At 65.5% G+C, this 20,591-nt stretch carries 20 protein-coding genes and 1 tRNA gene; 13 read left to right on the top strand and 8 right to left on the bottom strand.

The window, feature by feature from the left end:
* Positions 1 to 69 precede the first annotated feature (69 nt).
* Complete coding sequence (locus tag FZ029_RS25140) at positions 70 to 1,518, bottom strand: NAD(P)-dependent oxidoreductase (protein ID WP_149272435.1); 1,449 nt, start codon at positions 1,516 to 1,518, stop codon at positions 70 to 72.
* A gap of 386 nt (positions 1,519 to 1,904) precedes the next feature.
* Between FZ029_RS25140 and FZ029_RS25135 the strand changes: the two genes are divergently transcribed.
* Positions 1,905 to 2,705 (top strand): undecaprenyl-diphosphate phosphatase, encoded by an 801-nt coding sequence (locus FZ029_RS25135; RefSeq protein ID WP_149200740.1) that lies wholly within the window; start codon positions 1,905 to 1,907, stop codon positions 2,703 to 2,705.
* A gap of 49 nt (positions 2,706 to 2,754) precedes the next feature.
* Here the strand turns inward: FZ029_RS25135 and FZ029_RS25130 are convergent, their stop codons facing one another.
* From FZ029_RS25130 to FZ029_RS25120, 3 genes are all read right to left on the bottom strand, one after another.
* Positions 2,755 to 3,063, bottom strand: coding sequence for a hypothetical protein (locus FZ029_RS25130; RefSeq protein ID WP_149272434.1), 309 nt, complete (start codon positions 3,061 to 3,063; stop codon positions 2,755 to 2,757).
* A gap of 170 nt (positions 3,064 to 3,233) precedes the next feature.
* A complete protein-coding gene (locus FZ029_RS25125) occupies positions 3,234 to 3,602 on the bottom strand; it encodes a hypothetical protein (RefSeq protein ID WP_149272433.1) in 369 nt (122 codons plus the stop codon).
* Positions 3,603 to 3,749: 147 nt separating this feature from the next.
* Entirely contained in the window at positions 3,750 to 4,931 is a 1,182-nt protein-coding gene (locus tag FZ029_RS25120; RefSeq protein WP_149272432.1) for an MFS transporter, read from the bottom strand.
* Between the two features lie 415 nt (positions 4,932 to 5,346).
* On the opposite strand from FZ029_RS25120, the gene FZ029_RS25115 reads away from it, so the two are divergent.
* Positions 5,347 to 5,736 carry a hypothetical protein gene (locus FZ029_RS25115; protein ID WP_149272431.1) on the top strand — a complete coding sequence of 130 codons (390 nt, stop codon included), beginning with the start codon at positions 5,347 to 5,349 and terminating at the stop codon, positions 5,734 to 5,736.
* Positions 5,737 to 5,923: 187 nt separating this feature from the next.
* Here the strand turns inward: FZ029_RS25115 and FZ029_RS25110 are convergent, their stop codons facing one another.
* Both FZ029_RS25110 and FZ029_RS25105 read right to left on the bottom strand, forming a co-directional pair.
* On the bottom strand, positions 5,924 to 6,751 hold the full coding sequence (locus FZ029_RS25110; RefSeq protein WP_149272430.1) for a sulfite exporter TauE/SafE family protein: 828 nt from the start codon (positions 6,749 to 6,751) through the stop codon (positions 5,924 to 5,926).
* 16 nt (positions 6,752 to 6,767) lie between these two features.
* The gene (locus tag FZ029_RS25105) at positions 6,768 to 7,739 is read right to left on the bottom strand and encodes a complex I NDUFA9 subunit family protein (RefSeq protein WP_149272429.1); all 972 of its coding nucleotides are present in this window, start codon (positions 7,737 to 7,739) and stop codon (positions 6,768 to 6,770) included.
* Positions 7,740 to 8,025: 286 nt separating this feature from the next.
* On the opposite strand from FZ029_RS25105, the gene FZ029_RS25100 reads away from it, so the two are divergent.
* The 10 genes from FZ029_RS25100 (at position 8,026) to FZ029_RS25055 (ending at position 16,413) form a co-directional block, all read left to right on the top strand.
* Positions 8,026 to 8,112 (top strand) — tRNA-Leu (locus tag FZ029_RS25100).
* 121 nt (positions 8,113 to 8,233) lie between these two features.
* Positions 8,234 to 8,860, top strand: coding sequence for a ribonuclease H-like domain-containing protein (locus FZ029_RS25095; protein WP_149200736.1), 627 nt, complete (start codon positions 8,234 to 8,236; stop codon positions 8,858 to 8,860).
* 452 nt (positions 8,861 to 9,312) lie between these two features.
* Entirely contained in the window at positions 9,313 to 10,356 is a 1,044-nt protein-coding gene (locus tag FZ029_RS25090) for a KpsF/GutQ family sugar-phosphate isomerase (protein ID WP_188052050.1), read from the top strand.
* Positions 10,357 to 10,408: 52 nt separating this feature from the next.
* Entirely contained in the window at positions 10,409 to 11,146 is a 738-nt protein-coding gene (gene lptC, locus FZ029_RS25085; protein WP_247892489.1) for an LPS export ABC transporter periplasmic protein LptC, read from the top strand.
* Positions 11,143 to 12,033: an LptA/OstA family protein gene (locus tag FZ029_RS25080; protein ID WP_149272427.1), complete on the top strand. Its 891-nt coding sequence runs from the start codon at positions 11,143 to 11,145 to the stop codon at positions 12,031 to 12,033. The genes lptC and FZ029_RS25080 overlap by 4 nt, the downstream gene beginning before the upstream one ends.
* On the top strand, positions 12,030 to 12,821 hold the full coding sequence (gene lptB, locus FZ029_RS25075) for an LPS export ABC transporter ATP-binding protein (RefSeq protein WP_149200733.1): 792 nt from the start codon (positions 12,030 to 12,032) through the stop codon (positions 12,819 to 12,821). The genes FZ029_RS25080 and lptB overlap by 4 nt, the downstream gene beginning before the upstream one ends.
* 33 nt (positions 12,822 to 12,854) lie before the next feature.
* A complete protein-coding gene (rpoN, locus tag FZ029_RS25070) occupies positions 12,855 to 14,474 on the top strand; it encodes an RNA polymerase factor sigma-54 (protein ID WP_149272426.1) in 1,620 nt (539 codons plus the stop codon).
* A gap of 155 nt (positions 14,475 to 14,629) precedes the next feature.
* A complete protein-coding gene (raiA, locus tag FZ029_RS25065) occupies positions 14,630 to 15,220 on the top strand; it encodes a ribosome-associated translation inhibitor RaiA (RefSeq protein ID WP_149200731.1) in 591 nt (196 codons plus the stop codon).
* A gap of 34 nt (positions 15,221 to 15,254) precedes the next feature.
* Positions 15,255 to 15,713, top strand: coding sequence for a PTS IIA-like nitrogen regulatory protein PtsN (gene ptsN / locus FZ029_RS25060; RefSeq protein WP_109074398.1), 459 nt, complete (start codon positions 15,255 to 15,257; stop codon positions 15,711 to 15,713).
* Positions 15,714 to 15,867: 154 nt separating this feature from the next.
* Positions 15,868 to 16,413, top strand: a complete 546-nt coding sequence (locus tag FZ029_RS25055; protein ID WP_149272425.1) for a Uma2 family endonuclease — start codon at positions 15,868 to 15,870, stop codon at positions 16,411 to 16,413.
* On the opposite strand, the gene FZ029_RS25050 is transcribed toward FZ029_RS25055, so the two are convergent.
* A complete protein-coding gene (locus FZ029_RS25050; protein WP_149272424.1) occupies positions 16,358 to 18,208 on the bottom strand; it encodes a hypothetical protein in 1,851 nt (616 codons plus the stop codon). The genes FZ029_RS25055 and FZ029_RS25050 overlap by 56 nt on opposite strands.
* Positions 18,209 to 18,332: 124 nt before the next feature.
* Positions 18,333 to 19,127: a bifunctional 2-polyprenyl-6-hydroxyphenol methylase/3-demethylubiquinol 3-O-methyltransferase UbiG gene (gene ubiG, locus FZ029_RS25045; RefSeq protein WP_247892488.1), complete on the bottom strand. Its 795-nt coding sequence runs from the start codon at positions 19,125 to 19,127 to the stop codon at positions 18,333 to 18,335.
* 183 nt (positions 19,128 to 19,310) lie between these two features.
* Between ubiG and FZ029_RS25040 the strand changes: the two genes are divergently transcribed.
* Positions 19,311 to 20,546 (top strand): aspartate kinase, encoded by a 1,236-nt coding sequence (locus tag FZ029_RS25040; protein ID WP_085087122.1) that lies wholly within the window; start codon positions 19,311 to 19,313, stop codon positions 20,544 to 20,546.
* Positions 20,547 to 20,591: the final 45 nt, after the last annotated feature.

Genomic DNA, 20,591 nt, shown 5'->3' with positions numbered 1-20,591 from the left:
TAAGGCACCCTCTCCCGCGAAGCGGGGGAGGGGCGGGGAGGGGGCAAGCGGCTTGGCGACGTAAGCGCCTTACTCCGCCGCGACGGCCAGCCTGGGCGCGCCGACGGTCTGGGCGTAGGCGTGCATCGCGTCGGCGGCGTCGCGGCCGTCGCGGATGGCCCACACCACCAGCGAGGCGCCGCGGACGATGTCGCCGGCGGCGAAGACGCCGTCCAGGCTGGTCATCTTGGTGCGGTGGTCGACCAGCAGCGTGCCCCAGCGGGTGACGGTCAGGTCCGGCGAGCCGAACATGCCCGGCAGATCCTCCGGCTCGAAGCCGAGCGCCTTGATGACGAGGTCGGCCGGCTCGGTGAACTCGGAGCCCTCGATCACCTGCGGGGTCTGGCGGCCGGTGGCGTCGGCGACACCCAGATGGATGCGGACGGCGCGGACGCCGGTCACCACGTCGTCGCCGGTGAAGGCTTCCGGCGCTGCCTGCCAGACGAACTCGACGCCCTCTTCCTCGGCATGCGCCACTTCGCGCTGCGAGCCCGGCATGTTCTTGCGGTCGCGGCGGTACAGGCACTTGACGGACGTCGCACCCTGGCGGATCGCCGTGCGCACGCAGTCCATCGCGGTGTCGCCGCCGCCCAGAACCACCACCTTCTTGCCGGCGGCGTTCAGCGAGCCGTCCTCGTAAGCCTCGACGGAGTCGCCAAGGCCGACGCGGTTGGAGGTGGTCAGGTATTCCAGCGCCGGGACGATGTTCTTCAGACCCGAGCCGGGAGCCTTGATGTCGCGGGCCTTGTAGACGCCGGTGGCGACCAGGATCGTCACATGGCGTTCGCGCAGCTCGGCCAGGGTGGCGTCGCGGCCGACCTCGAAATTCGAATGGAAGATGACGCCGGCATCGGCCAGACGCTGGACGCGGCGGGCGACGACGTCCTTCTCCAGCTTGAAGCCGGGAATGCCGTAGACCAGCAGGCCGCCCATGCGGTCGTAGCGGTCGTAGACATGGACCTCGTAGCCCTTGGCGCGCAGCTCCTCGGCGGCGGCGAGGCCGGCCGGGCCGGCGCCGATCACGCCGACCGACAGGCCAAGCTCGCGGGCCGGCTTGCGCGGCTTGACCCAGCCGTTCTCCCAGGCGGTGTCGTTGATGTACTTCTCGACCGAGCCGATGGTGACGGCGCCGTGGGTCGACTGCTCGATGACGCAGTTGCCCTCGCACAGGCGGTCCTGCGGGCAGATGCGGCCGCAGATTTCGGGGAAGTTGTTGGTGGCCTGGGAGACCTCGTAAGCCTCCTCCAGACGCCCCTCGGCGGTCAGCTTCAGCCAGTCCGGGATGTTGTTGGAGACCGGGCAATGCACCTGGCAGAAGGGAACGCCGCACTGCGAGCAGCGATTGGCCTGCTCGCCGGCGCGCTCGTCGCTGAAGCGGGCGTAGATCTCCGCGAAGTCCTGGCGGCGGTCGGCGGCAGACCGCTTGTCGGGCATCTTCTGCGCGGTGTGCACGAAGCCCAACATTTTCTGGTTCGCCATGACGTCTGCTCCTTCGCTTCGCGGCCCCGCCGTCTGTTCCGGGGACATCGCCTTGCTGGGCCTGACCGGGGGCTGCGGCGTTGGCCTACACCGACCGGCTGGGTTGAAATCGAACGTCCGCAAAGTGGCGGACGCTCGTCATATAACGCATGAGACGGGCCTGCGGAAGCACAAAAGCGCCGATAGGTCCGGTTTGTTGACCTTTTCCTTCGCAAGGCTGGAATGCGTAGGCGTGGCGGTAGGGTGTCACAAAAACGAGACAGAAAATTAGTCTCGAAACAGGACTATCGCTCGAATAGGAGTACCGAACCCTCGCCATCGCCAAGCCCGGCCGCGCCCTGCTATAAGCGCTGCAACATCCAACCTGCCGAAGGCTGCGTGCCGCGATGATGATCGATCAATATCTGGACGCCACACTCATGGGGCTGGTGGAGGGGCTGACCGAGTTCCTGCCCGTCTCCTCGACCGGCCACCTCATCATGCTGGACGAGCTTCTGGGCTTCCAGGGACCGCCCGGCAAGGTGTTCGAGGTGGTGATCCAGCTTGGCGCCATTCTGGCGATCTGCGTCGTCTATTTCCACCGGCTGTGGCGTGTTGCCACAGGGCTGAAGGACGATCCGGCGGCGCGGCGTTTCGTCATGGCCGTGCTGATCGCCTTCCTGCCGGCGATGGTGCTCGGCGCCGGGCTGCACGGAGTCATCAAGGCGGTGCTGTTCAACCCCACCGTCGTCAGCATCGCGCTGATCCTGGGCGGTGTGGCCATCCTGTTGGTGGAGCGCCTGATTCCGGTCGCCCGCTATCACCAGATCGAGAATTTTCCGGCCCCGCTGGCGCTGAAGATCGGCTTCTGCCAGTGCCTGGCGCTGGTGCCGGGCGTGTCGCGCTCGGGCGCCAGCATCCTGGGCGCCCTGCTGATGGGCGTCGACCGCAAGACGGCGGCCGAATTCTCCTTCTTCCTCGCAGTGCCGACCATGGCCGGCGCCACCGCCTACGACCTCTACAAGAACTGGTCGGTGATGAGCCTGGACAGCGGCCTGCTGATCCTGGTCGGCTTCGTCACCGCCTTCATCGCCGCGGCCCTGGTGGTGAAGACGCTGGTCGATTTCGTCGGCCGCTACGGCTTCACCCCCTTCGGCTGGTACCGCATCGCCATCGGCACCGGCATGCTGGCCTTTCTGTATCTGTGAAATCGCGCATATGTCCGTGATGCTGCCCGGCGGCGGAAGGCCGCCGGGTTCAGCGTGTCCCGACCACCATGTGCCGTATCGACAGGAGAACGTAAGGTTCATCGGTCAGGCGGTTTCCGACACGGTAAACCGTTCCCGGAGGTGGCGATCTGACATCGAAGCGATAGGCCACCCCGGCCGCGCGTCGGCCATGATTGATCGACATGACCAATACCGGCTCTCCGGCAAGTGGCTGCACATGGTCCGGCTTGAACGGATTGCGGATCGTCTTCAGCAGAACCGCATGCAGGGCCGCCGCGTCGTCATCGTCCGCCGGAAACGCGATGCCGTTGTAGTCGACAAGGACAGGTCTGATCATCACGCATGCGGATAGCGGGAGATTTGCAACGACTCTCCCGAAAGTTCCAGCGAATTGCAATGGGCATCAATGTTGGCGACGAACGGCCGCATCAGGGCCTTGTTCTGCACGTCCAACGTGCTGCCAGAACCGAAAGGCGAAGCTGAGAGGTCGAGCCTCTCACGTCATCGTCAACGGTGCCGCGCCTCAAGCATGGCGACGACACAGTCAAGCGCCTCCATCTCCTCGCGGCTTTCCGGTGGACAAACAGTAACCTCGCTCAGGTCGAAGTGACCGCGACCGGTGTCGTAAAGCTCATCCCGCGTTGCCAAGCGGTAGCCGGAGGGAATGGCGGGAGAATTGTCCTGCGCCTGACGCAGGCTGCGTTTGCCCAGAACGACGGGTTGACCCTTCAGCGGCTTCGAAGGGCGGACAAGCGTCGACGCCGAAGACCCAAAGGCATCCCGAGTGCTTGAGCTTTCATGGCCGGCCGGGCTTCCCTGGAAGCAAAGCACCACATCGTCGCGCTGCTTGTTCCAAACCACAGCCAACTCCTCCATGCGTTACGGATACCCGAGGGGCGATGATCGTCGTCGGTCGGGCCGCTCCGAAAAGCGGATGATTCTCAAACAATAGGAAATGGTATCGGCGCCTGTCAAATAGGCAACGCTACTACTTTACTTTTGTCGCGGCCTCAGCCCTTCGGATCAGCGCGGCCGCGGCACCGCACGGGCCGCGGCGGCGGCCATCCCCAGCGCCAGCAGCGCGATCAGCGCGAAGGCGGTGGCGAGGCTGGTCGCTTCGGCGATGAAGCCGACCAGCGGCGGACCGGTCAGCACGCCGGCATAGCCCATGGTGGACACCGCGGCGACCGCATGGCCGGCATGGCCGGTCTCCGTCGCGCCGGCCGTGCTGAACAGCACGGGCACGACGTTCGACAGGCCGATCCCGGTCAGCCCGAATCCGGTTATCGCCAGCAGCGGCAGCCCGTCCCCGACCGCTCCCCCAGCCAGCACGAGTCCCAGCCCGGCCGCGGCCAACAGCCCGCCGCCGCGCATCAGCGTCGCCCCGCCGAACCGGTGGCGCAGCCGGTCGCCGCTGAACCGTCCGACCGCCATGGCGGCGCAGAACACGCCGAACCCCATGCCGGCGACCGAGGCCGGCGCGCCGAGGTCGTCGCGCAGGTGGATGGCGCTCCAATCCAGGATGGCGCCCTCGCTCATGAAGGACAGGGCGGCCAGCAGCCCCAGCAGCAGGGTCTTGCGGTCGGGCAGAACCAGCCCGCCGCCGCCGGCATTGCGGTCGGGCAGGAAGCGCCCCTGCAGCAGCAGGAAGGGCACGAGCAAACCGGCCGACACCAGCCCCGCCTGTGCCGCCGCCGGCATCAGCGGCAGCAGCAGACCGCCTAGGCCAGCCCCGGCCAGCCCGCCCAGGCTCCACATCCCGTGCAGCGACGACATGATCGGCCGGCCGAGCCGCCGCTCCACCAGGGCGCCCTGCGCGTTCATGGCGACGTCCATGGTGCCGCCCGACGCGCCGAACGCCGCCAGCACGATGCACAGCATCACCACGTCCGGCACCAGCGCCGGCAGCGGCAGCAACCCGGCGAACAGCAGGGCGGTCACCCGCGTCACCGGTGCACTGCCGATCCGCCCCAACAACGGGCCGCTGGCGATCATCGCCGTCAGGGCGCCGACGGCAAGGCAGAGCAGAGCAACGCCCAGCACCGCCGGACTGAGATCCAACCGGTTCTTCAGCAGCGGAATCTGCGTCGCCCACACGCCGAAGACGGTGCCGTTCAGGAAGAAGGCGGCGACGGTGGCCCAGCGCGCGGCGGCATCAGCTGTGGCCGAATAGCCGGCTTCGCGGTCTTTTGTGACGTCGGACATCAATTCCCCAGAAGGTTCGACCCGATTGTGAGGGATAGCGCAGGTGGGAGGAGAGGAGGACCAAGCCAAGTCTCGGATCCGCTGAACCCTATCCAGCCAAGTTCGAAATGATGGCTGTCTTCCCGAAGCCATCTGACTAACGGGAAAAAATCGTTGATGCACTTATGCAAGATTGTGATGTCTCGTATGCTCTTTGACTTTCACAAAGTCGCGTGGAGGAAAACCATATAAAAATCATTGACTTATATATTGAGCTAAAGAAGATATAATATAAATGTATGCGGTAAAAAGGTTTGGCAGAGATGTACGCATATTAAAATATGACTCGTAAGCATTTCTATCAAAATGCATAGTCTTTCTGCCCCTTATGTTCGAGGGGTGACACCGAAAGCCACCTTACTCATGGAGGCCAATCTTGATAGATCGAGCAGTCCCCCAGAGTATCGCGCTTCTCTCCATCTTAGTATTGGCAATGACTGGAGAGGCACAGGCTGAGGTCGTCACCATGGGGGGAGATATGGTGTTCGAAGCAATCCAACTTCGCGCCGAACAGGCACGGAGCTGGAGCGTGACCACCAATTTCTACTCGTGGCTCTACTATGCCACTTTTCCGCTCTGCGCTGCGATATACGCAGTGCGGAAGTGGTATGGGGAGAACTGGACCAAGTGGTTGATCATAAGGAAATTCATTGATGATCTTGAAGAACTGGTCATCGAAAATTTCCGAAAGATCCTCCTTTGGAAGCTCAACGCCTTGATTGTGTTGTCTGCTTACATGCTCATTCAGTTGTTGCTCAGCCGATAAGGCGAAGCTCGGTGAGATGGGGTGGTGCGACCCTGATCGATGGTGAGTAGCTGCTTCCTGTTGGCGACTTTGGTGCCAGACGGAAACGTCGGGACAGCGCCTCCGGTCTTATGGCCGGAGGCGTTTTCTTTTTCAGTTCTCTTCTCGGAGGGCTCGACGCTCACGAGCAAAAGAGACTGAAACGACGTCAATGCCGCCACATCCGGACGGCCGACAGCAGCAGGATCGTCGCCAGCCCCGGCAGCAGCAGCCAGTCCGGCACCACGCCCAGCAGCAGCCCGCCGATGAAGGCGCCGGCGAGCGACCCCGCCGCCATCAGCAGGACGAAGCCGCGCTGCCGGACCAGCAGGACCAGGCTGCGGTCGCGGGCGTAGCGGGAGAAGCCGACGATCATGGTCGGCAGGCTGATCGCCAGCGACAGGCTGCCGGCCAGCTTCACGTCCACCCCGAACAGCAGGACCAGGGTCGGGATCAGCAGTTCGCCCCCGGCCACGCCCAGCAGCGAGGCGACGACCCCGATGGCGAAGCCGGCCACCGTCCCGGCGACGGTCAGCGCCGGCCCTTCCAGCAGCGGCCCCGCCCCTCCCGTCAGGCCATGCCCGAACAGCAGCACGGCGGCGATCAGCACCAGCAGCGCGGCCATCACCCGCTGCAACCGGGCGGCATCCATCCGCATCGCCCATCCCGCGCCGATCCAGGCACCCGGCAGGCTGCCGGCCAGCAGGGTGGCGACCACCCCGCCATTGGCGGCGACGAGGCCCAGCGGGACCGTCCCGGCGCGCAACGGCAGGGCGGCGGCGACGACGACGAGGCTCATCGCCTTGTTCAGGATGACGGCGTCCAGTGCTGCGAAGCGGAAAGCGCCGATCAGCAGCGGCAGGCGGAACTCCGCCCCGCCCAGACCGATCAGGCCGCCCAGCGTGCCGATGACCGCGCCGCAGGCGAAGGCAGCCGGCGCGCGCAGCCTGGAGAACGCAAAAGCCCCGGCGCGGGGGCCGGGGCTTTCGGGAGTCACGGAACCGGACCCGCCTTTAATGGGCGTTGTTGGTCAGGCCGCTGTACTTGCCGCCGACGATGAAGCGCGACAGGTAGGTCGGCAGGATCACCTCGCAGGTCGCCAGTTCGGTGATGCCGAGGTCCTTGAAGCCCAGCGCGGTCGGCGAGACGACGTTGTCCTGCTTCAGCAGCGCGACCTGATCGCGGGTCAGCGCCGGGGCCAGCACCGGCACCTTCTCCAGGATGCCGGCCAGCGAGTCGGCGAAGTTCCAGGGGATGGTCACCAGCGGACGGTGGCGCTGGATGTCCTTCTGGGTCAGCTCCAGCAGTTCGCGGAAGGTGTAGACGCGCGGGCCGCCCAGCTCATAGGTCTTGCCGCGGGCGCCGTCGGTCGCCAGCGCGGCGACGATGGCGTCGGCCAGATCGCCGACATAGACCGGCTGGAACAGGGTCTTGCCGCCGCCGATCAGCGGCAGGGCGGGGGCCTTCTGCGCCATCGCCGCGAACTTGTTGAAGAAGTTGTCCTCCGGCCCGAAGACGATGCTGGGGCGCAGGATCGTCGCCGCCGGGAAGGCGGACAGCACCGCCTGCTCGCCCGCCGCCTTGGAACGGGCATAGACCGACGGCGAGGCGGCGTCGGCGCCGATGGCGGAGACATGGACCAGGCGGCTGACGCCGGCCGATGCTGCCAGCCGGGCGATGCGCGAGGCGGCATCGACATGCACGCCCTGGAAGCTCTGGCTCCCGCGCTCGTACAGCACGCCCAGCAGGTTGATGGCGACGTCCGCCCCCTGCAGGGCGCGGGCGACCGACACGTCGTCGGTGCAGTCGGTGGCGAAGGGCACGATCTGGCCGACGGCGCCGGCCGTCTTCAGGAAGGTGGCCTTGCCCGGATTGCGGGTGGCGATGCGGATGAGGGCGCCCGACTTGGCGAGGCGCCGGATCAGGTGGCGGCCGATGAAGCCCGAACCGCCGAACACCGTGATAACCTGAGTGCGATAGGACATCGACCGTCTCCCGTGTCGTTGCGCGCCAAATCCAGGGGGGAACCGGGGTTTCCGCGCTGCGGCCTTTCCATGGCCCGCCTCGCGCCCCCCCGCGCGTCGTCCGACTGTGTGTCGCCTGGATGACTGCTGGAACTGCGGGCATGCTTATAGCGAATGGACCGCCGCCAAGCCAGGGGCTGCATCGCCGCGCCGGGTGTCGTGCGACAAAAAAATGAAGGGGTCGGAAAAAAGCTGTTGACGCCCCCCGGCCGGATCATTAAACAACCGCCCACACACCGAGCACCGAGCCCAGGTGGCGGAATTGGTAGACGCGCAGGTTTCAGGTACCTGTGGCAGAAATGTCGTGGAAGTTCGAGTCTTCTCCTGGGCACCATTTCTTTCTACCCGGCTGCGCCGCATGCACAGCTCCTTCGATCGAGAAGGGGAAAGTGCAGAGCGGCGTTCGTCGTTTCTAGGGTCCGTGGCCGGGGGCCTGACCACCCCGGGACGCGACCATGCCCATCGACCTTCATGACGGCGACCTCCCCGACGGCCTCGACCTCGCCGCCGGCGCCCGCGACAACTGCGTGGCCATCGACACCGAGACCATGGGGCTGAACCCCCATCGCGACCGCCTCTGTCTCGTGCAGCTGTCGGCCGGCGACGGTGCCGTCCATCTGGTCCAGTTCCGCCCCGGCCAGTACGAGGCGCCGAACCTGAAGCGCCTGCTGACCCGCCCCGACGTGACCAAGCTGTTCCACTTCGCCCGTTTCGACGTGGCGGTGATGAAGGCCTATCTCGGCGTCAGCTGCCAGCCGGTCTATTGCACCAAGGTGGCCTCCAAGCTGGTCCGCACCTTCACCGACCGCCATGGCCTGAAGGACCTGTGCAAGGATCTGCTCGGCGTCGAGATCTCCAAGCAGCAGCAGTCCTCCGACTGGGGCGCGCCCGAGCTGACCACCGACCAGATGAAGTATGCGGCATCCGACGTGCTGCACCTGCACGACCTGAAGGCGAAGCTGGACGTCATGCTGGCGCGCGAGGGCCGCACCCATCTGGCCCAGGCCTGCTTCGACTTCCTGCCCGCCCGCGGCGAGCTGGACCTCGGCGGCTGGGAAACCCCGGACATTCTGGCGCACTGATCGCACGATCAAGCCCTCTCCCGCCCTGTGTGGTTGCGTACGACCACGTCCCACGCTGCGGAATCTCTGGGACCAATGAGACTTCGCGTCATCCCCGCGAAGGCGGGGATCCAGGAAACTCCGCGGTCGTGCCGCTGAGCCGGCTGGATTCCCGCCTTCGCGGGAATGACGGCCGAAGAGGGATGTTGGTCCGGATGCGGTACGGGAACCCGGAAGGGGGTGTGTCGCTCGGCGCCGCGGGAGAGGCGGCCACCTGCGACACCTCTTCCCCTGACCGGCCGTGGATTTGACCCGGCGTCCGCCGGGGGGCATACTGCACGACGCGCCTGCCGGGAGCCCTCCGGGCAGGCGCCGTGTTTGTGAACGGCCCCATGCGGGGCCTATGGTGCGAACGGCCCCTTGCGGGGCCTGTGGTGTGAACGGCCCGCGGACGGGCCTCTTGAATGGAAGGCATGACAGCCTTGACCAGCGTTATCACGTCCAGCCTGACCGACAGCTCCACCGCTTCGATGGAGTCGAGCCCCACCGGGTCGACCGCCGTGGAGAACCGCGATCTCGCCTGCGCCACCCGCGTCCTGCGGACCGAGGCCGATGCGCTGGTCGCGCTGGCCGGCAGCCTCGACGGCGAGTTCCTGCGGGCGCTCGACATCCTCCAGGGCATCGAAGGCCGCGTCGTCGTCACCGGTATGGGCAAGTCGGGACATGTCGCCCGCAAGATCGCCGCGACCATGGCCTCCACCGGCACGCCGGCCCTCTTCGTCCATCCGGGCGAGGCGAGCCACGGCGACCTCGGCATGATCGCCAGGATCGACGCGGTGGTGGCCCTGTCCAACTCCGGCGAGACGCACGAACTGGCGGACATCATCGCCTACACCCGCCGCTTCGGCATCCCGCTGATCGGCATGACTCGGCGTGCCGCCTCCTCGCTGGCCGAACAGTCGGACGTGGCGCTGGTGGTCCCGCCGGAGCCGGAAGCCTGCCCGCTGGGGCTGGCGCCCACCACCTCCACCACGATGATGCTGGCGCTGGGCGATGCGCTGGCGGTGGCCCTGCTGGAGCGGCGCGGCTTCTCCGCCGCCGATTTCCGCGAGTTCCACCCCGGCGGCCAGTTGGGCCGCGCATTGCTGAAGGTCACCGACATCATGCACAAGGGCGATGATTTGCCCCTGTGCCGCCTTGACTCGCCGCTGTCCGACGTCATCTTCGAGATGACGGCCAAGCGGCTGGGCTGCGTCGGGGTGACCGACGAAGCCGGGGCGCTGGTCGGGATCATCACCGACGGCGACCTGCGCCGTCATCTGACGCCGGAGCTTCTGGCGGAACGCGCGGACAGCATCATGTCGCCGCGGCCCAAGACCATCCGCCCGAAGGCGTTGATCGTCGAGGCGCTGCGCGAGATGAACGACAAGAAGATCACCACCCTGTTCGTGATCGAGGCGGATCGGCCGCTCGGCATCGTGCACATCCACGATGTCCTGCGCGCCGGCGCCGCCTGACGCCGTTCCCGCCCATCATGGAAGCCAAGCGCCGAGCCGGAGGGACGAAGAGTTGAGCCTGGACGACCTGCGCAGCCCCGACCGTACGGCAGCCGGCCGCACCGCACCCGCCCCGACCGCCGTCGGCCGGGACGCCCGCGTCCCGGCGCCGGCGGAGCCGCCGACCGCGCTCAGGGCGCACCGGCGGCGGAGCACGCGGCCGGTCGGCCGGTTCTACAGCCGCTTCGTCTCGGCCATGAAGTTCGTGCTGCCGGCGGCGGCGCTGGCGATGGTGGCGCTGCTGGCCGCCTGGCCGTCGCTGAACAGCCCGCCGACCCCGCGCGTCTCCGCCGACGCCGGGCAGAGCGAGATGCTGAAGCCGCGCTATTTCAGCCTGGACGAACACAACCAGCCCTTCTCGCTGGTGGCGGCCAAGGCCGACAAGTCGGCCGACCAGCCCGACATCGTCCTGCTGGACGACCCGCAGGCGGAAATGACCGAGAGCACCGGCACCTGGGTGACCATGCGCTCCGACAAGGGCTGGTACAACCAGAGCACCGGCATCCTGCTGATGCGCGGCAACGTCCATGTCCTGCGCGACGACGGCAACGAGTTCACCACCAGCGAGGCCGAGGCCGACATCCGCAAGGGCAACGCCTGGGGCGAGCAGGCGGTGACCGGCCAGGGTCCGCAGGGCGAGATCAACGCCAAGGGCTTCCGCATGACGGACCGCGGCAAGAACGTCGTCTTCCTCAACCAGTCGAAGGCCGAGGTCCAGGCCGCCGAGCGCCCCGGGAGCAAGAAGCCGTGACGTCCAAACGGTCGCCATTCCGTCCCCCCACACTCCGTATTGCCCTGACCCTGTCGGCCATCCTGGCCGGCGGGTTTTTCTCTTTCGCATCTCCGCTTTCCACCTCGGCCTTCGCCCAGGGGCTGCCCGGCATGGGCGGCAAGCAGCCGGTGGAGATCAACGCCGATCAGGCGATCGAATGGCACCAGGACGTCCGCGCCTATGTGGCGCGCGGCAACGCGTCGGCCAAGCGCAACGACTCGACCGTCTTCGCCGACGTGCTGACCGCCTATTACCGCGAGGTTCCCGGCAAGGGGAACGAGGTGTTCCAGCTGGTGGCCGACGGCAATGTCCGCATCGTCAGCCCGACCCAGCAGGTGTTCGGCGACCATGGCGTCTATGACGTCGACAAGCAGGTGGCCGTCGTCACCGGCAAGGACCTGAAGCTGGTCACGACCAAGGACGTGGTCACCGCCCGCGACAGCCTGGAATATTACGAGGCGCAGGACCTGACCGTGGCGCGCGGCGACGCGGTGGCGGTGCGCGGCAACGACCGGCTGCGCGCCGACGTGCTGATCGGCCGGCTGAAGAAGATGCCGGACGGCACCACCCAGATGGAGCGGATCGACGGATCCGGCAACATCGTCGTCACCACCCCCACCGACGTGGCGCTGGCCGACAAGCTGGTCTATTCCGTCGCCGACAACGTCGCGGTGCTGATGGGCAACGTCAAGATCACCCGCGGCGACAACCAGCTGAACGGCGAAGCCGCCGAGATGAACATGAACACCAAGATCAACCGCGTCATCGCCGGCCGCGATGCCGGCGGCCGGGTCAGCGGCCTGCTGATTCCCGGTGAGAAGACCGAGGGCGGCAAGAGCGCCGCCGCCGCGGGCAAGAAGCCGTGACCGTGCTGACCGCGAACGGACCCGGCGCCGCGCCCGCCGGCAGCAGCCCCACGGCATCCGTCCCGACCGAAGGGCTGGTGGCCCAGCATCTCGGCAAGTCGTTCAAGAAGCGGCCGGTGGTGCGCGACGTCTCCATCAGCGTCCAGCGCGGCGAGGCGGTCGGGCTGCTCGGCCCCAACGGCGCCGGCAAGACCACCTGCTTCTACATGATCACCGGCCTGATCGCCGCCGATTCCGGCACGATCACGCTGGACGGGCAGGACATCACGGCATTGCCGATGTACCGCCGCGCCCGGCTCGGCATCGGCTATCTGCCGCAGGAGGCCTCGATCTTCCGCGGCATGACGGTGGAGAACAACATCCGCTCCGTGCTGGAGGTGGTGGAAAGCGACCGCGACGCGCGCGAGGCGATGCTGGACGAGCTGCTGGCCGAATTCTCGGTCACGCATCTCCGCCGCTCCCCCGCCCTGGCGCTGTCGGGCGGCGAGCGGCGGCGCGTGGAGATCGCCCGCGCGCTCGCCGGGCAGCCGCACTTCATCCTGCTGGACGAGCCGCTGGCCGGCATCGATCCCATCGCCGTGAACGACATCCGCGAGCTGGTCGGCCACCTGCGCGACCGCGGCATCGGCGTGCTGATCACCGACCACAACGTGCGTGAAACGCTCGACCTCGTCGATCGGGCATACATTTTGCACGATGGTGTGGTACTAATGGAGGGACGGCCGGACGAGATCGTGGCGCACGAGGGCGTGCGTCGGGTCTATCTCGGCGACCGGTTCAGTCTGTAGCCCTCCGTTCCCACTGGTCCCGGTTCAACAGCCATGGCGCTTGCTCAACGTCTCGACCTTCGACAAGCCCAGACACTGGTGATGACGCCGCAGCTGCAGCAGGCGATCAAGCTGCTGCAGCTGTCGAACATCGAACTGTCGGACTTCGTCGACCGCGAGATCGAGCAGAACCCGCTGCTGGAGCGCGACAGCGGCCCCAGCGACGGCGGCAGCGACCCCGTTGTCGGCGACGGTGCCGGCGGCGAGGCGCCGGGCGGGCTGGACGGCCCCGGCGGCATGGAGGCGAACGGCCTCAGCATCGACGGGCTGAACGGCCGCGACGACGGCCCGGCCCTGGCGCCGACCGACGGGCGCACCCGCGACACCGTGGAGATGACCTCGTCGGACACGATGGCTTCCTCGTCGGAGGCGCCGCTCGACACCGATTTCGAAAATGTCTATGGCGACGACCGCTTTTCCGACGGCTCGGACGGCGGCAGCGAGGTCTACGGCTCCTATGGCGAGCGCGGCGGCCGCAGCGGCTTCGACGATGACGACAGCAACCTCGAAGCGACGCTGACCAGCGAAAAGAACCTGCGCGACCACCTGACCGAACAGCTGAAGATCGACCTGCCCGACCTCGGCGACCAGCTGATCGGGCTGGCCCTGATCGACATGCTGGACGAGGCCGGCTGGCTGGTCGGATTCGACGCCCGGGCGATGGCCGAACAGCTGGGCTGCGAAGTGGAGCGGGTGGAGCGGGTGCTGGCCGCCTGCCAGCGCTTCGATCCGCCCGGCATCTTCGCGCGGTCGCTGAAGGAATGCCTGGCGATCCAGCTGCGCGAGAAGAACCGGCTCGACCCGGCGATGGCGGCGCTGCTCGACAATCTGGAGCTTCTGGCCGCGCGCAACCTGCCGGCCATCATGAAGGTCTGCGGCGTCGATGCCGAGGACGTCGCCGACATGGTCGTCGACATCCGCAAGCTGAACCCGAAGCCGGCGCTGGCCTTCGACCACACGCCGGCCCAGCTGGTCACCCCCGACATCCTGATGCGCGCCAATCCCGGCGGCGGCTGGCTGATCGACCTGAACCCGGACACGCTGCCGCGGGTGCTGGTCAACCACCGCTATTTCGCCCGCATCTCCGACAGCGCCCGCAACAAGGCCGACAAGGAATACATCTCCGAGCGGTTCCAGTCGGCGAACTGGCTGGTCAAGTCGCTGCACCAGCGCGCCACCACCATCCTGAAGGTGGCGAGCGAGATCATCCGCCAGCAGGACGCCTTCTTCATCCACGGCGTCTCGCATCTTCGGCCGCTGATCCTGCGCGACATCGCCGAGGCCATCGGCATGCATGAGAGCACCGTCAGCCGCGTCACCACCAACAAGTTCATGGCGACCCCGCGCGGCGTCTTCGAGCTGAAATACTTCTTCACCTCCGCCATCCAGGGTGCGGACGGCCAGGCCTCCCATTCCGCGGAAGCGGTTCGGCACCGCATCAAGACCATGATCGATGCGGAAAAGCCGGACGACGTGCTTTCGGACGACAAACTGGTGGAGATTCTCCGTGCGGAAGGGATCGACATTGCGCGGCGGACGGTCGCGAAGTATCGTGAAGCGATGAAAATACCGTCATCGGTGCAGCGACGACGTGCCAAGATGTCACGCATGTAGGTGGGTCGGACGGGGGAGGGCTCGATTGACAGTCCGGTGACCCTTGCCTATCGTCCCGGCCCGCAAGCGGCGGATCAGCATCTTAAGAATGCGGGCATCTTAGAACGTCGTGTCTACACCGTCCCCAGCGGACCAATTTTTGGAAACGTTCCACCATGCAACTCTCCGTCAAAGGCAAGCAGCTCGATGTGGGCGACGCTCTGCGCACCCATGTGGCCGATAGCCTGAACGCCGTCGTCGGCAAGTACTTCGACAAGCCGATCGAGGCGAACGTCGTCCTGACCAAGGACGCGCATCTCTACAAGGCCGATATCCAGGTCCATGTGGGCCGCGGCATCGTCCTGCAGAGTGCCGGCGACGCCACCGAACCCTACCCGGCCTTCGACATCGCCTGCGAGAAGCTGGCCAAGCGCCTGCGCCGCTACAAGCGCCGCCTGCGCGACCACCACGCCGCCGAGAACGGCGCCGCCGTCCCGGCCAGCTACCGCGTGCTGGAAGCCGAGGCCGAGGAGCATCACGACGAGGTCGAGGCTGCCGCCGACGGCGTCGCCAACCCGATGGTCGTGGCCGAGATGGAGACGAGCATCGCCACCCTGTCGGTCAGCGAGGCGGTGATGCGCCTGGAACTGGCGCAGGCCCCCGCCCTGATGTTCCACAACGGTGCGCATGGCCGCCTGAACATGGTCTATCGCCGCGCCGACGGGAACATCGGCTGGGTCGATCCGGCGGAGAAGGCCGGCGCCTGACGGCGCCGACCCGTCTCGCTGGTCAAGAAGCGTCATGCTCGACCTCATCTCTCCGCACGCCATCCTCCCGAACCTGAAGGCCGGCAACAAGAAGCAGGCCCTGCAGGAGATGGCGCGCAAAGCGTCCGAGCTGACCGGTCAGCACGAGCGGGCGATCTTCGACGTGCTTCTGGAGCGCGAAAGGCTGGGCACGACCGGCGTGGGCCATGGCATCGCCATCCCGCACGGCAAGCTGTCCAGCCTGGACCGCGTCCATGGCGTCTTCGCCCGCCTGGAGCGGCCCATCGATTTCGACGCGATCGATGAGCAGCCGGTCGATCTGATCTTCCTCCTCCTCGCCCCGGAGCAGGCGGGAGCCGACCATCTGAAGGCGCTCGCCCGCGTGTCGCGCCTTCTGCGCGACCAGTCCATGTGCGAGAAGCTGCGCGGAGCCGAATCCGGCGACGCGATGTACGCGCTCCTGACCCAGCACGAGCCGACGCCGTCCAACTGACGGGCCGCCGGTGAGGGGCACAGCATGCCGAAAGGGCCGCCGCACGGGATCGTGCGCGGCCCTTTTTCTTTGGCGGCGGATGCACCAAGTGGTTTGGGGCCGGACGGGCTGGTAGGATACCGGCAAGCCGACACGACCGACGGGGGCCAAGGCCATGGGGAACGCACAGCGCAAGCCGTGGATTACGCCGCAGGACTATCTCGCCGCCGAGCGGACGGCCGAAGTGCGCCATGAGTATGTCGATGGCGAGATCTTCGCCATGGTCGGGGCGAGCCGCCGTCACGCGACCATCGTCGGCAACCTGTTCGTCGCCCTGCGGCAGGCTGCCCGCGCCCGCGGATGCCAAGCTTACGCCAATGATGTGAAGGTCCGGGTCGAGGCGGCGAATGCCTTCTACTACCCCGATCTCGTCGCGACCTGCGCCGGCGACGACGACGATCCCTATGTCGTCAAGGATCCGGTCCTGGTGGTGGAGGTGCTGTCCGACAGCACCGAGGCCATCGACCGGCGGGAGAAGCGGACCAACTACCAGAAAATCCCATCCCTCTGCGAGATCGTGCTGGTTTCCCAGACCGAACGTCTGGTCGAGGTGTACCGCCGCGACGGTGCCGGCTGGACCGTCGATATGGCGCGCGAGGGTCCGGTCATGCTGGCCGCGTTGGACCTCTCTCTGCCGTTGGACGCGGTGTACGAGGACTGAGCGGCGGTTCGGTACCTGCCGACGGCGTGGGGGGCTTGCCTTCGCCGGCCTTCAGGGCTTCGAGGATTCGGATGATTCTGTCAATCTCCGGGAAGAATTTCGCGATACCGGTGGCCGGTCCAAGGACGGTGATAATTAGGTACGCTGCTGCGATACTGATACCTGAACCGATTATGAACTTTGCAGTTCCCTTGACCAGCTCAGGGTAAATCTCTTTGCGGACATCCTTTGCAAAGTCCACCGGCTTTTCTAAAGCTTCTTTTGAAAAGCCGGTTATCTTGTCTCCTGCTCCTGTTGCGAAGCCCACCAATTTGTCCGCCGCGTCCTTGCTGGCGCGAAGCAGAGTGGTCAGTAGGTTACGGGCTGTAAGGCCGAACATCGCGATGCGTCGCCGACGCATATCGTCGGCATCCGGCTCGGCGCTATCTTCCGAGAGGCTAGCGAAGGCCGCCTGCACGTCCGGCCCGATGATATCCGCGTCCTTAATCCCGTCGCGTAGTGCGTCGAGGTGATGGAGCAGGGTGGATGCGCTGTCTGGTGACAGGCTGTTCGCCAACCGCTCGACATCGCGCTGCCACAGAGCGGGCAGACAGTTGCACAGGCGGCGCGCTGTGTCGGCGAGGTCGCCCAAATCCGCCAAGATGCGGGCCGGCATTTCCGCTGCGTCCTGCGGGTTGTCGAGCGCCTTGGCGAGCCGTTCGACGGAAATGCTGCGTGAGTCCACCAGCGCCGGGCGCAGATCGGCGGCGCGTTCGGTCAGAACCTCCCGCAGCCTACCGACCTTACGGGCAATGTTGGGATCGGTGTTGCTACGGGCCAGGGCATCGAGCAGGTCGTTGGCCTTCTCCCGCGTCTCGTCGAGGTAATCCTGGGCAATCCCGCCATCCTCGGGCAGAACGTCGGGCGGAAGAACCTCCATGCGCCCGTCGCGCCAGTCGAACAGATAGGGGGCAGCTTGTTGTGGGGGTAGGCTATCTAATGCATACAGAATATCATTCTGAATGAATTCGTTTTTATCGAAATAATCAGGTCGAGCTGCAATCAAAAGATTTATTTCTTCATTAATATCAAATACTGGCCGACTCCACCAAGAGTTTTCCTGGGAATTGATGTAATCAGCTATTTCTTCACCAAATATATTTATGGGATCATTGTGTTCCTTCGGAAATGCTAATGCGTTGTACCAAGTAATCCATGGAGAAAACAATGCATTCTTTGCAGTGTCGCTGCGCGAAAAAATATTCCAAGCATATTTTAGCCTGGCAGGCTGGGCATCATGCCAGATAGGTTGGAGAATTAATTTTTTCGCCTGTTTATCAGGAGAGACGGATAAATCAGTTTCTAAAAAATTAATATCACTCTGAACTGCTAGCCATAAATTATTAGAAGTTAATGCTGGCCCTAGTGCTTTCGAAGCTGCATCAACAGTTGCAGCTGCGTTAGATGCGGCCAGTATATCGTCTTTTGAATTAGCCGTGTCGACGGCAAGGCCAAATGATTCAAGAGAGTCTCTTAAGGCTGCTGGATATGAACCTCGTATTTCTCTGCCAAATAATAGGGGCAATTCCTTTGATTCTGACGTGCAAGTAAGAAGAGTTATGCGCAGTGCCGAAAGTAAAGTGCGTTCATATCTCTTTTGCCTAATGTTCCTTTCTGATGCTTCCGCCATTCTAGCAAGCACAGGAAGAACACGGATGGATGCGCGCAATGCGATAGCGCGCGACCATGCGGCAGACTTATTGTTCAGCCATATCCTCAAGGCTGCCCGATTTTTGATATGAGTTGAATTTTCCATATATGAAGCCACAGGGAGAATGTGAGGTAAATTTCTCCTTATTTAATACTATGCGCCAGGAGACGACAACCGTTTTCCTGGCGCTTTCTGGAAATGCCTACAATATGACGTAGGCTATGCGACTTCACACCCGCTCCGCCCAGCCCATGTAGTTCACGTCCAGATCCCGCGCGTTCAGCCGGAACTCGTCGCTCAGCGGGTTGTACGTGATGCCGGTCAGGTCGCGTACGCTCAGGCCGTACGTGCGTACGGCGGCGTTCAGTTCGGACGGGCGCAGGAACTGGCGCCAGTTGTGGGTGCCGCGCGGCAGCCAGCGCAGGATGTACTCCGCCCCGACGATGGCCAGCGCGAAGGATTTCGGCGTGCGGTTCAGCGTCGCCAGGAACAGCACGCCGCCCGGCGCCAGCAGGTCGGACAGCGACTTCACGAACAGGTTCACGTCGGCGACATGCTCGATCACCTCCATCGCCAGCACCACGTCGAACGTCTCGCCGCTGGCGGCCAGAGCCTCGGCGGTGGTGGCGCGGTAGTCGACGGTCGTGCCGGTCTCGGCGGCGTGGGTGGCGGCGGTCTTGATGTTCTTCTCCGACGCATCGACGCCGACCACGTCGGCGCCCATCCGCGCGATCGGTTCGGCCAGCAGGCCGCCGCCGCAGCCGATGTCGACCACCCGCAGCCCCGCCAGCGCGTTGGGCACCAGCGGGTCGCGGCCCAGCCGCTTGCAGACGCTGTCGCGGATGTAGGTCAGGCGCAGCGGGTTCAGCCGGTGCAGCGGCTTGAACTTGCCGGTCGGATCCCACCATTCGGCGGCGATCGCGGAGAAGCGGGCGACATCCTCCGGGTCCACGGTTCCGCCACTGGGTCCACCGGCCGGAGCGGTTGCGGACGCGTGCGGGAAGGCGGAGGATGAGGCGGTCATGGTGAAAATCCGTAAACTGTGAGGCGGGACGGGTGCGGGCAACTTGCCTCGCTTCCACCGACGGAGTATGGATACGCCGCCCCGCGCCGGCAACGGTGGAGCGGGGGTGCGCTCAGCCGACCCGTATGATCCTGATGGCATGATCCTGATGGCATGACCGGGCGGCCAGACATGGTGTGAGGTATGGCGCGGATCGTCCTGAAGTTCGGAGGCACGTCGGTCGGCGACATCGACCGCATCAAGAACGTGGCCCGGAAGGTCGAGCAAGAGGTGAAGGCGGGGCATCAGGTCGCCGTCGTCGTGTCGGCGATGTCCGGCGTGACCAACCAGCTCGTCAAATACTGCAACGACATCGACAAGCTGCACGACGCGCGCGAATATGACGCGGTCGTCGCATCGGGCGAGCAGGTGACCTCCGGTCTCCTGGCCATCGCCCTGCAGTCGCTCGGCATTCCCGCCCGCTCCTGGGCCGGCTGGCAGGTGCCGATCCGCACCGACGACACGCACGGCAAGGCGCGCATCGTCTCCATCGACACCACCGAGATGGAAAAGTCTCTGCAGACCGGCGAAGTCGCCGTGGTCGCGGGCTTCCAGGGCGTGTCGGAACAGGGCCGCATCGCCACGCTGGGCCGCGGCGGCTCGGACACCTCGGCGGTGGCGCTGGCGGCGGCGGTGAAGGCCGACCGTTGCGACATCTACACCGACGTCGACGGCGTCTACACCACCGACCCGCGCATCGTCGCCAAGGCGCGCAAGCTCGACAAGATCACCTACGAGGAAATGCTGGAGATGGCCTCGCAGGGGGCCAAGGTGCTTCAGACCCGCTCGGTCGAGATGGCGATGAACCACCGCGTGCGCGTGCAGGTGCTGTCGAGCTTCGAAGCCGCTGCGGGCAGTTCGCTTCCCGGAACCCTGGTTGTTGACGAGGACGAGATCGTGGAAAAGGAAGTTGTTAGCGGCATCGCCTACAGCCGCGACGAGGCGAAGATCACCCTGGTGGGCGTCGCCGACCAGCCGGGCGTCGCCGCCGCCATCTTCGGTCCGCTGACCGACAACGCCGTCAACGTCGACATGATCGTCCAGAACGTGTCGGAAGACGGCAAGTCCACCGACATGACCTTCACCGTCGGCAAGGCGGACATCGCCCGCGCCGTGAAGGTGCTGGAGGACGCGCAGTCCACCCTGAACTACAAGCGCATCATTTCCGATGCCAACGTGGTCAAGGTGTCGGTCATCGGCGTCGGCATGCGCAGCCATGCCGGCGTCGCCCAGCGCATGTTCAAGGCGCTGGCCGACAAGGGCATCAACATCCAGGTCATCTCGACCTCGGAGATCAAGATCTCGGTCCTGATCGCCGAGGAGTATGCGGAGCTGGCGCTGCGCGCCCTGCACACCGCCTACGGCCTGGACGCCGCCTGATTGCAGGTGGCGACCCGGGCGCCGGGGACCGCAACAGCAGGGGAG

The organism is Azospirillum sp. Sh1, assembly GCF_008365135.1.
Lineage (GTDB): Bacteria > Pseudomonadota > Alphaproteobacteria > Azospirillales > Azospirillaceae > Azospirillum > Azospirillum oryzae.
The sequence above is the reverse complement of the archived record's forward strand: the minus strand, read 5'-3'. Positions and strand labels throughout refer to the sequence as shown.

What these genes read in the sequence shown, in the direction of transcription:
- FZ029_RS25140 (WP_149272435.1), bottom strand. Translation starts at nt 1,518, where the DNA reads ATGGCGAACCAGAAAATGTTGGGCTTCGTGCACACCGCGCAGAAGATG.
- FZ029_RS25135 (WP_149200740.1), top strand. Translation starts at nt 1,905, where the DNA reads ATGATGATCGATCAATATCTGGACGCCACACTCATGGGGCTGGTGGAG.
- FZ029_RS25130 (WP_149272434.1), bottom strand. Translation starts at nt 3,063, where the DNA reads ATGATCAGACCTGTCCTTGTCGACTACAACGGCATCGCGTTTCCGGCG.
- FZ029_RS25125 (WP_149272433.1), bottom strand. Translation starts at nt 3,602, where the DNA reads ATGGAGGAGTTGGCTGTGGTTTGGAACAAGCAGCGCGACGATGTGGTG.
- FZ029_RS25120 (WP_149272432.1), bottom strand. Translation starts at nt 4,931, where the DNA reads ATGTCCGACGTCACAAAAGACCGCGAAGCCGGCTATTCGGCCACAGCT.
- FZ029_RS25105 (WP_149272429.1), bottom strand. Translation starts at nt 7,739, where the DNA reads ATGTCCTATCGCACTCAGGTTATCACGGTGTTCGGCGGTTCGGGCTTC.
- FZ029_RS25095 (WP_149200736.1), top strand. Translation starts at nt 8,234, where the DNA reads ATGCCCATCGACCTTCATGACGGCGACCTCCCCGACGGCCTCGACCTC.
- FZ029_RS25090 (WP_188052050.1), top strand. Translation starts at nt 9,313, where the DNA reads ATGACAGCCTTGACCAGCGTTATCACGTCCAGCCTGACCGACAGCTCC.
- rpoN (WP_149272426.1), top strand. Translation starts at nt 12,855, where the DNA reads ATGGCGCTTGCTCAACGTCTCGACCTTCGACAAGCCCAGACACTGGTG.
- raiA (WP_149200731.1), top strand. Translation starts at nt 14,630, where the DNA reads ATGCAACTCTCCGTCAAAGGCAAGCAGCTCGATGTGGGCGACGCTCTG.
- ptsN (WP_109074398.1), top strand. Translation starts at nt 15,255, where the DNA reads ATGCTCGACCTCATCTCTCCGCACGCCATCCTCCCGAACCTGAAGGCC.
- FZ029_RS25055 (WP_149272425.1), top strand. Translation starts at nt 15,868, where the DNA reads ATGGGGAACGCACAGCGCAAGCCGTGGATTACGCCGCAGGACTATCTC.
- FZ029_RS25050 (WP_149272424.1), bottom strand. Translation starts at nt 18,208, where the DNA reads ATGGAAAATTCAACTCATATCAAAAATCGGGCAGCCTTGAGGATATGG.
- ubiG (WP_247892488.1), bottom strand. Translation starts at nt 19,127, where the DNA reads ATGACCGCCTCATCCTCCGCCTTCCCGCACGCGTCCGCAACCGCTCCG.
- FZ029_RS25040 (WP_085087122.1), top strand. Translation starts at nt 19,311, where the DNA reads ATGGCGCGGATCGTCCTGAAGTTCGGAGGCACGTCGGTCGGCGACATC.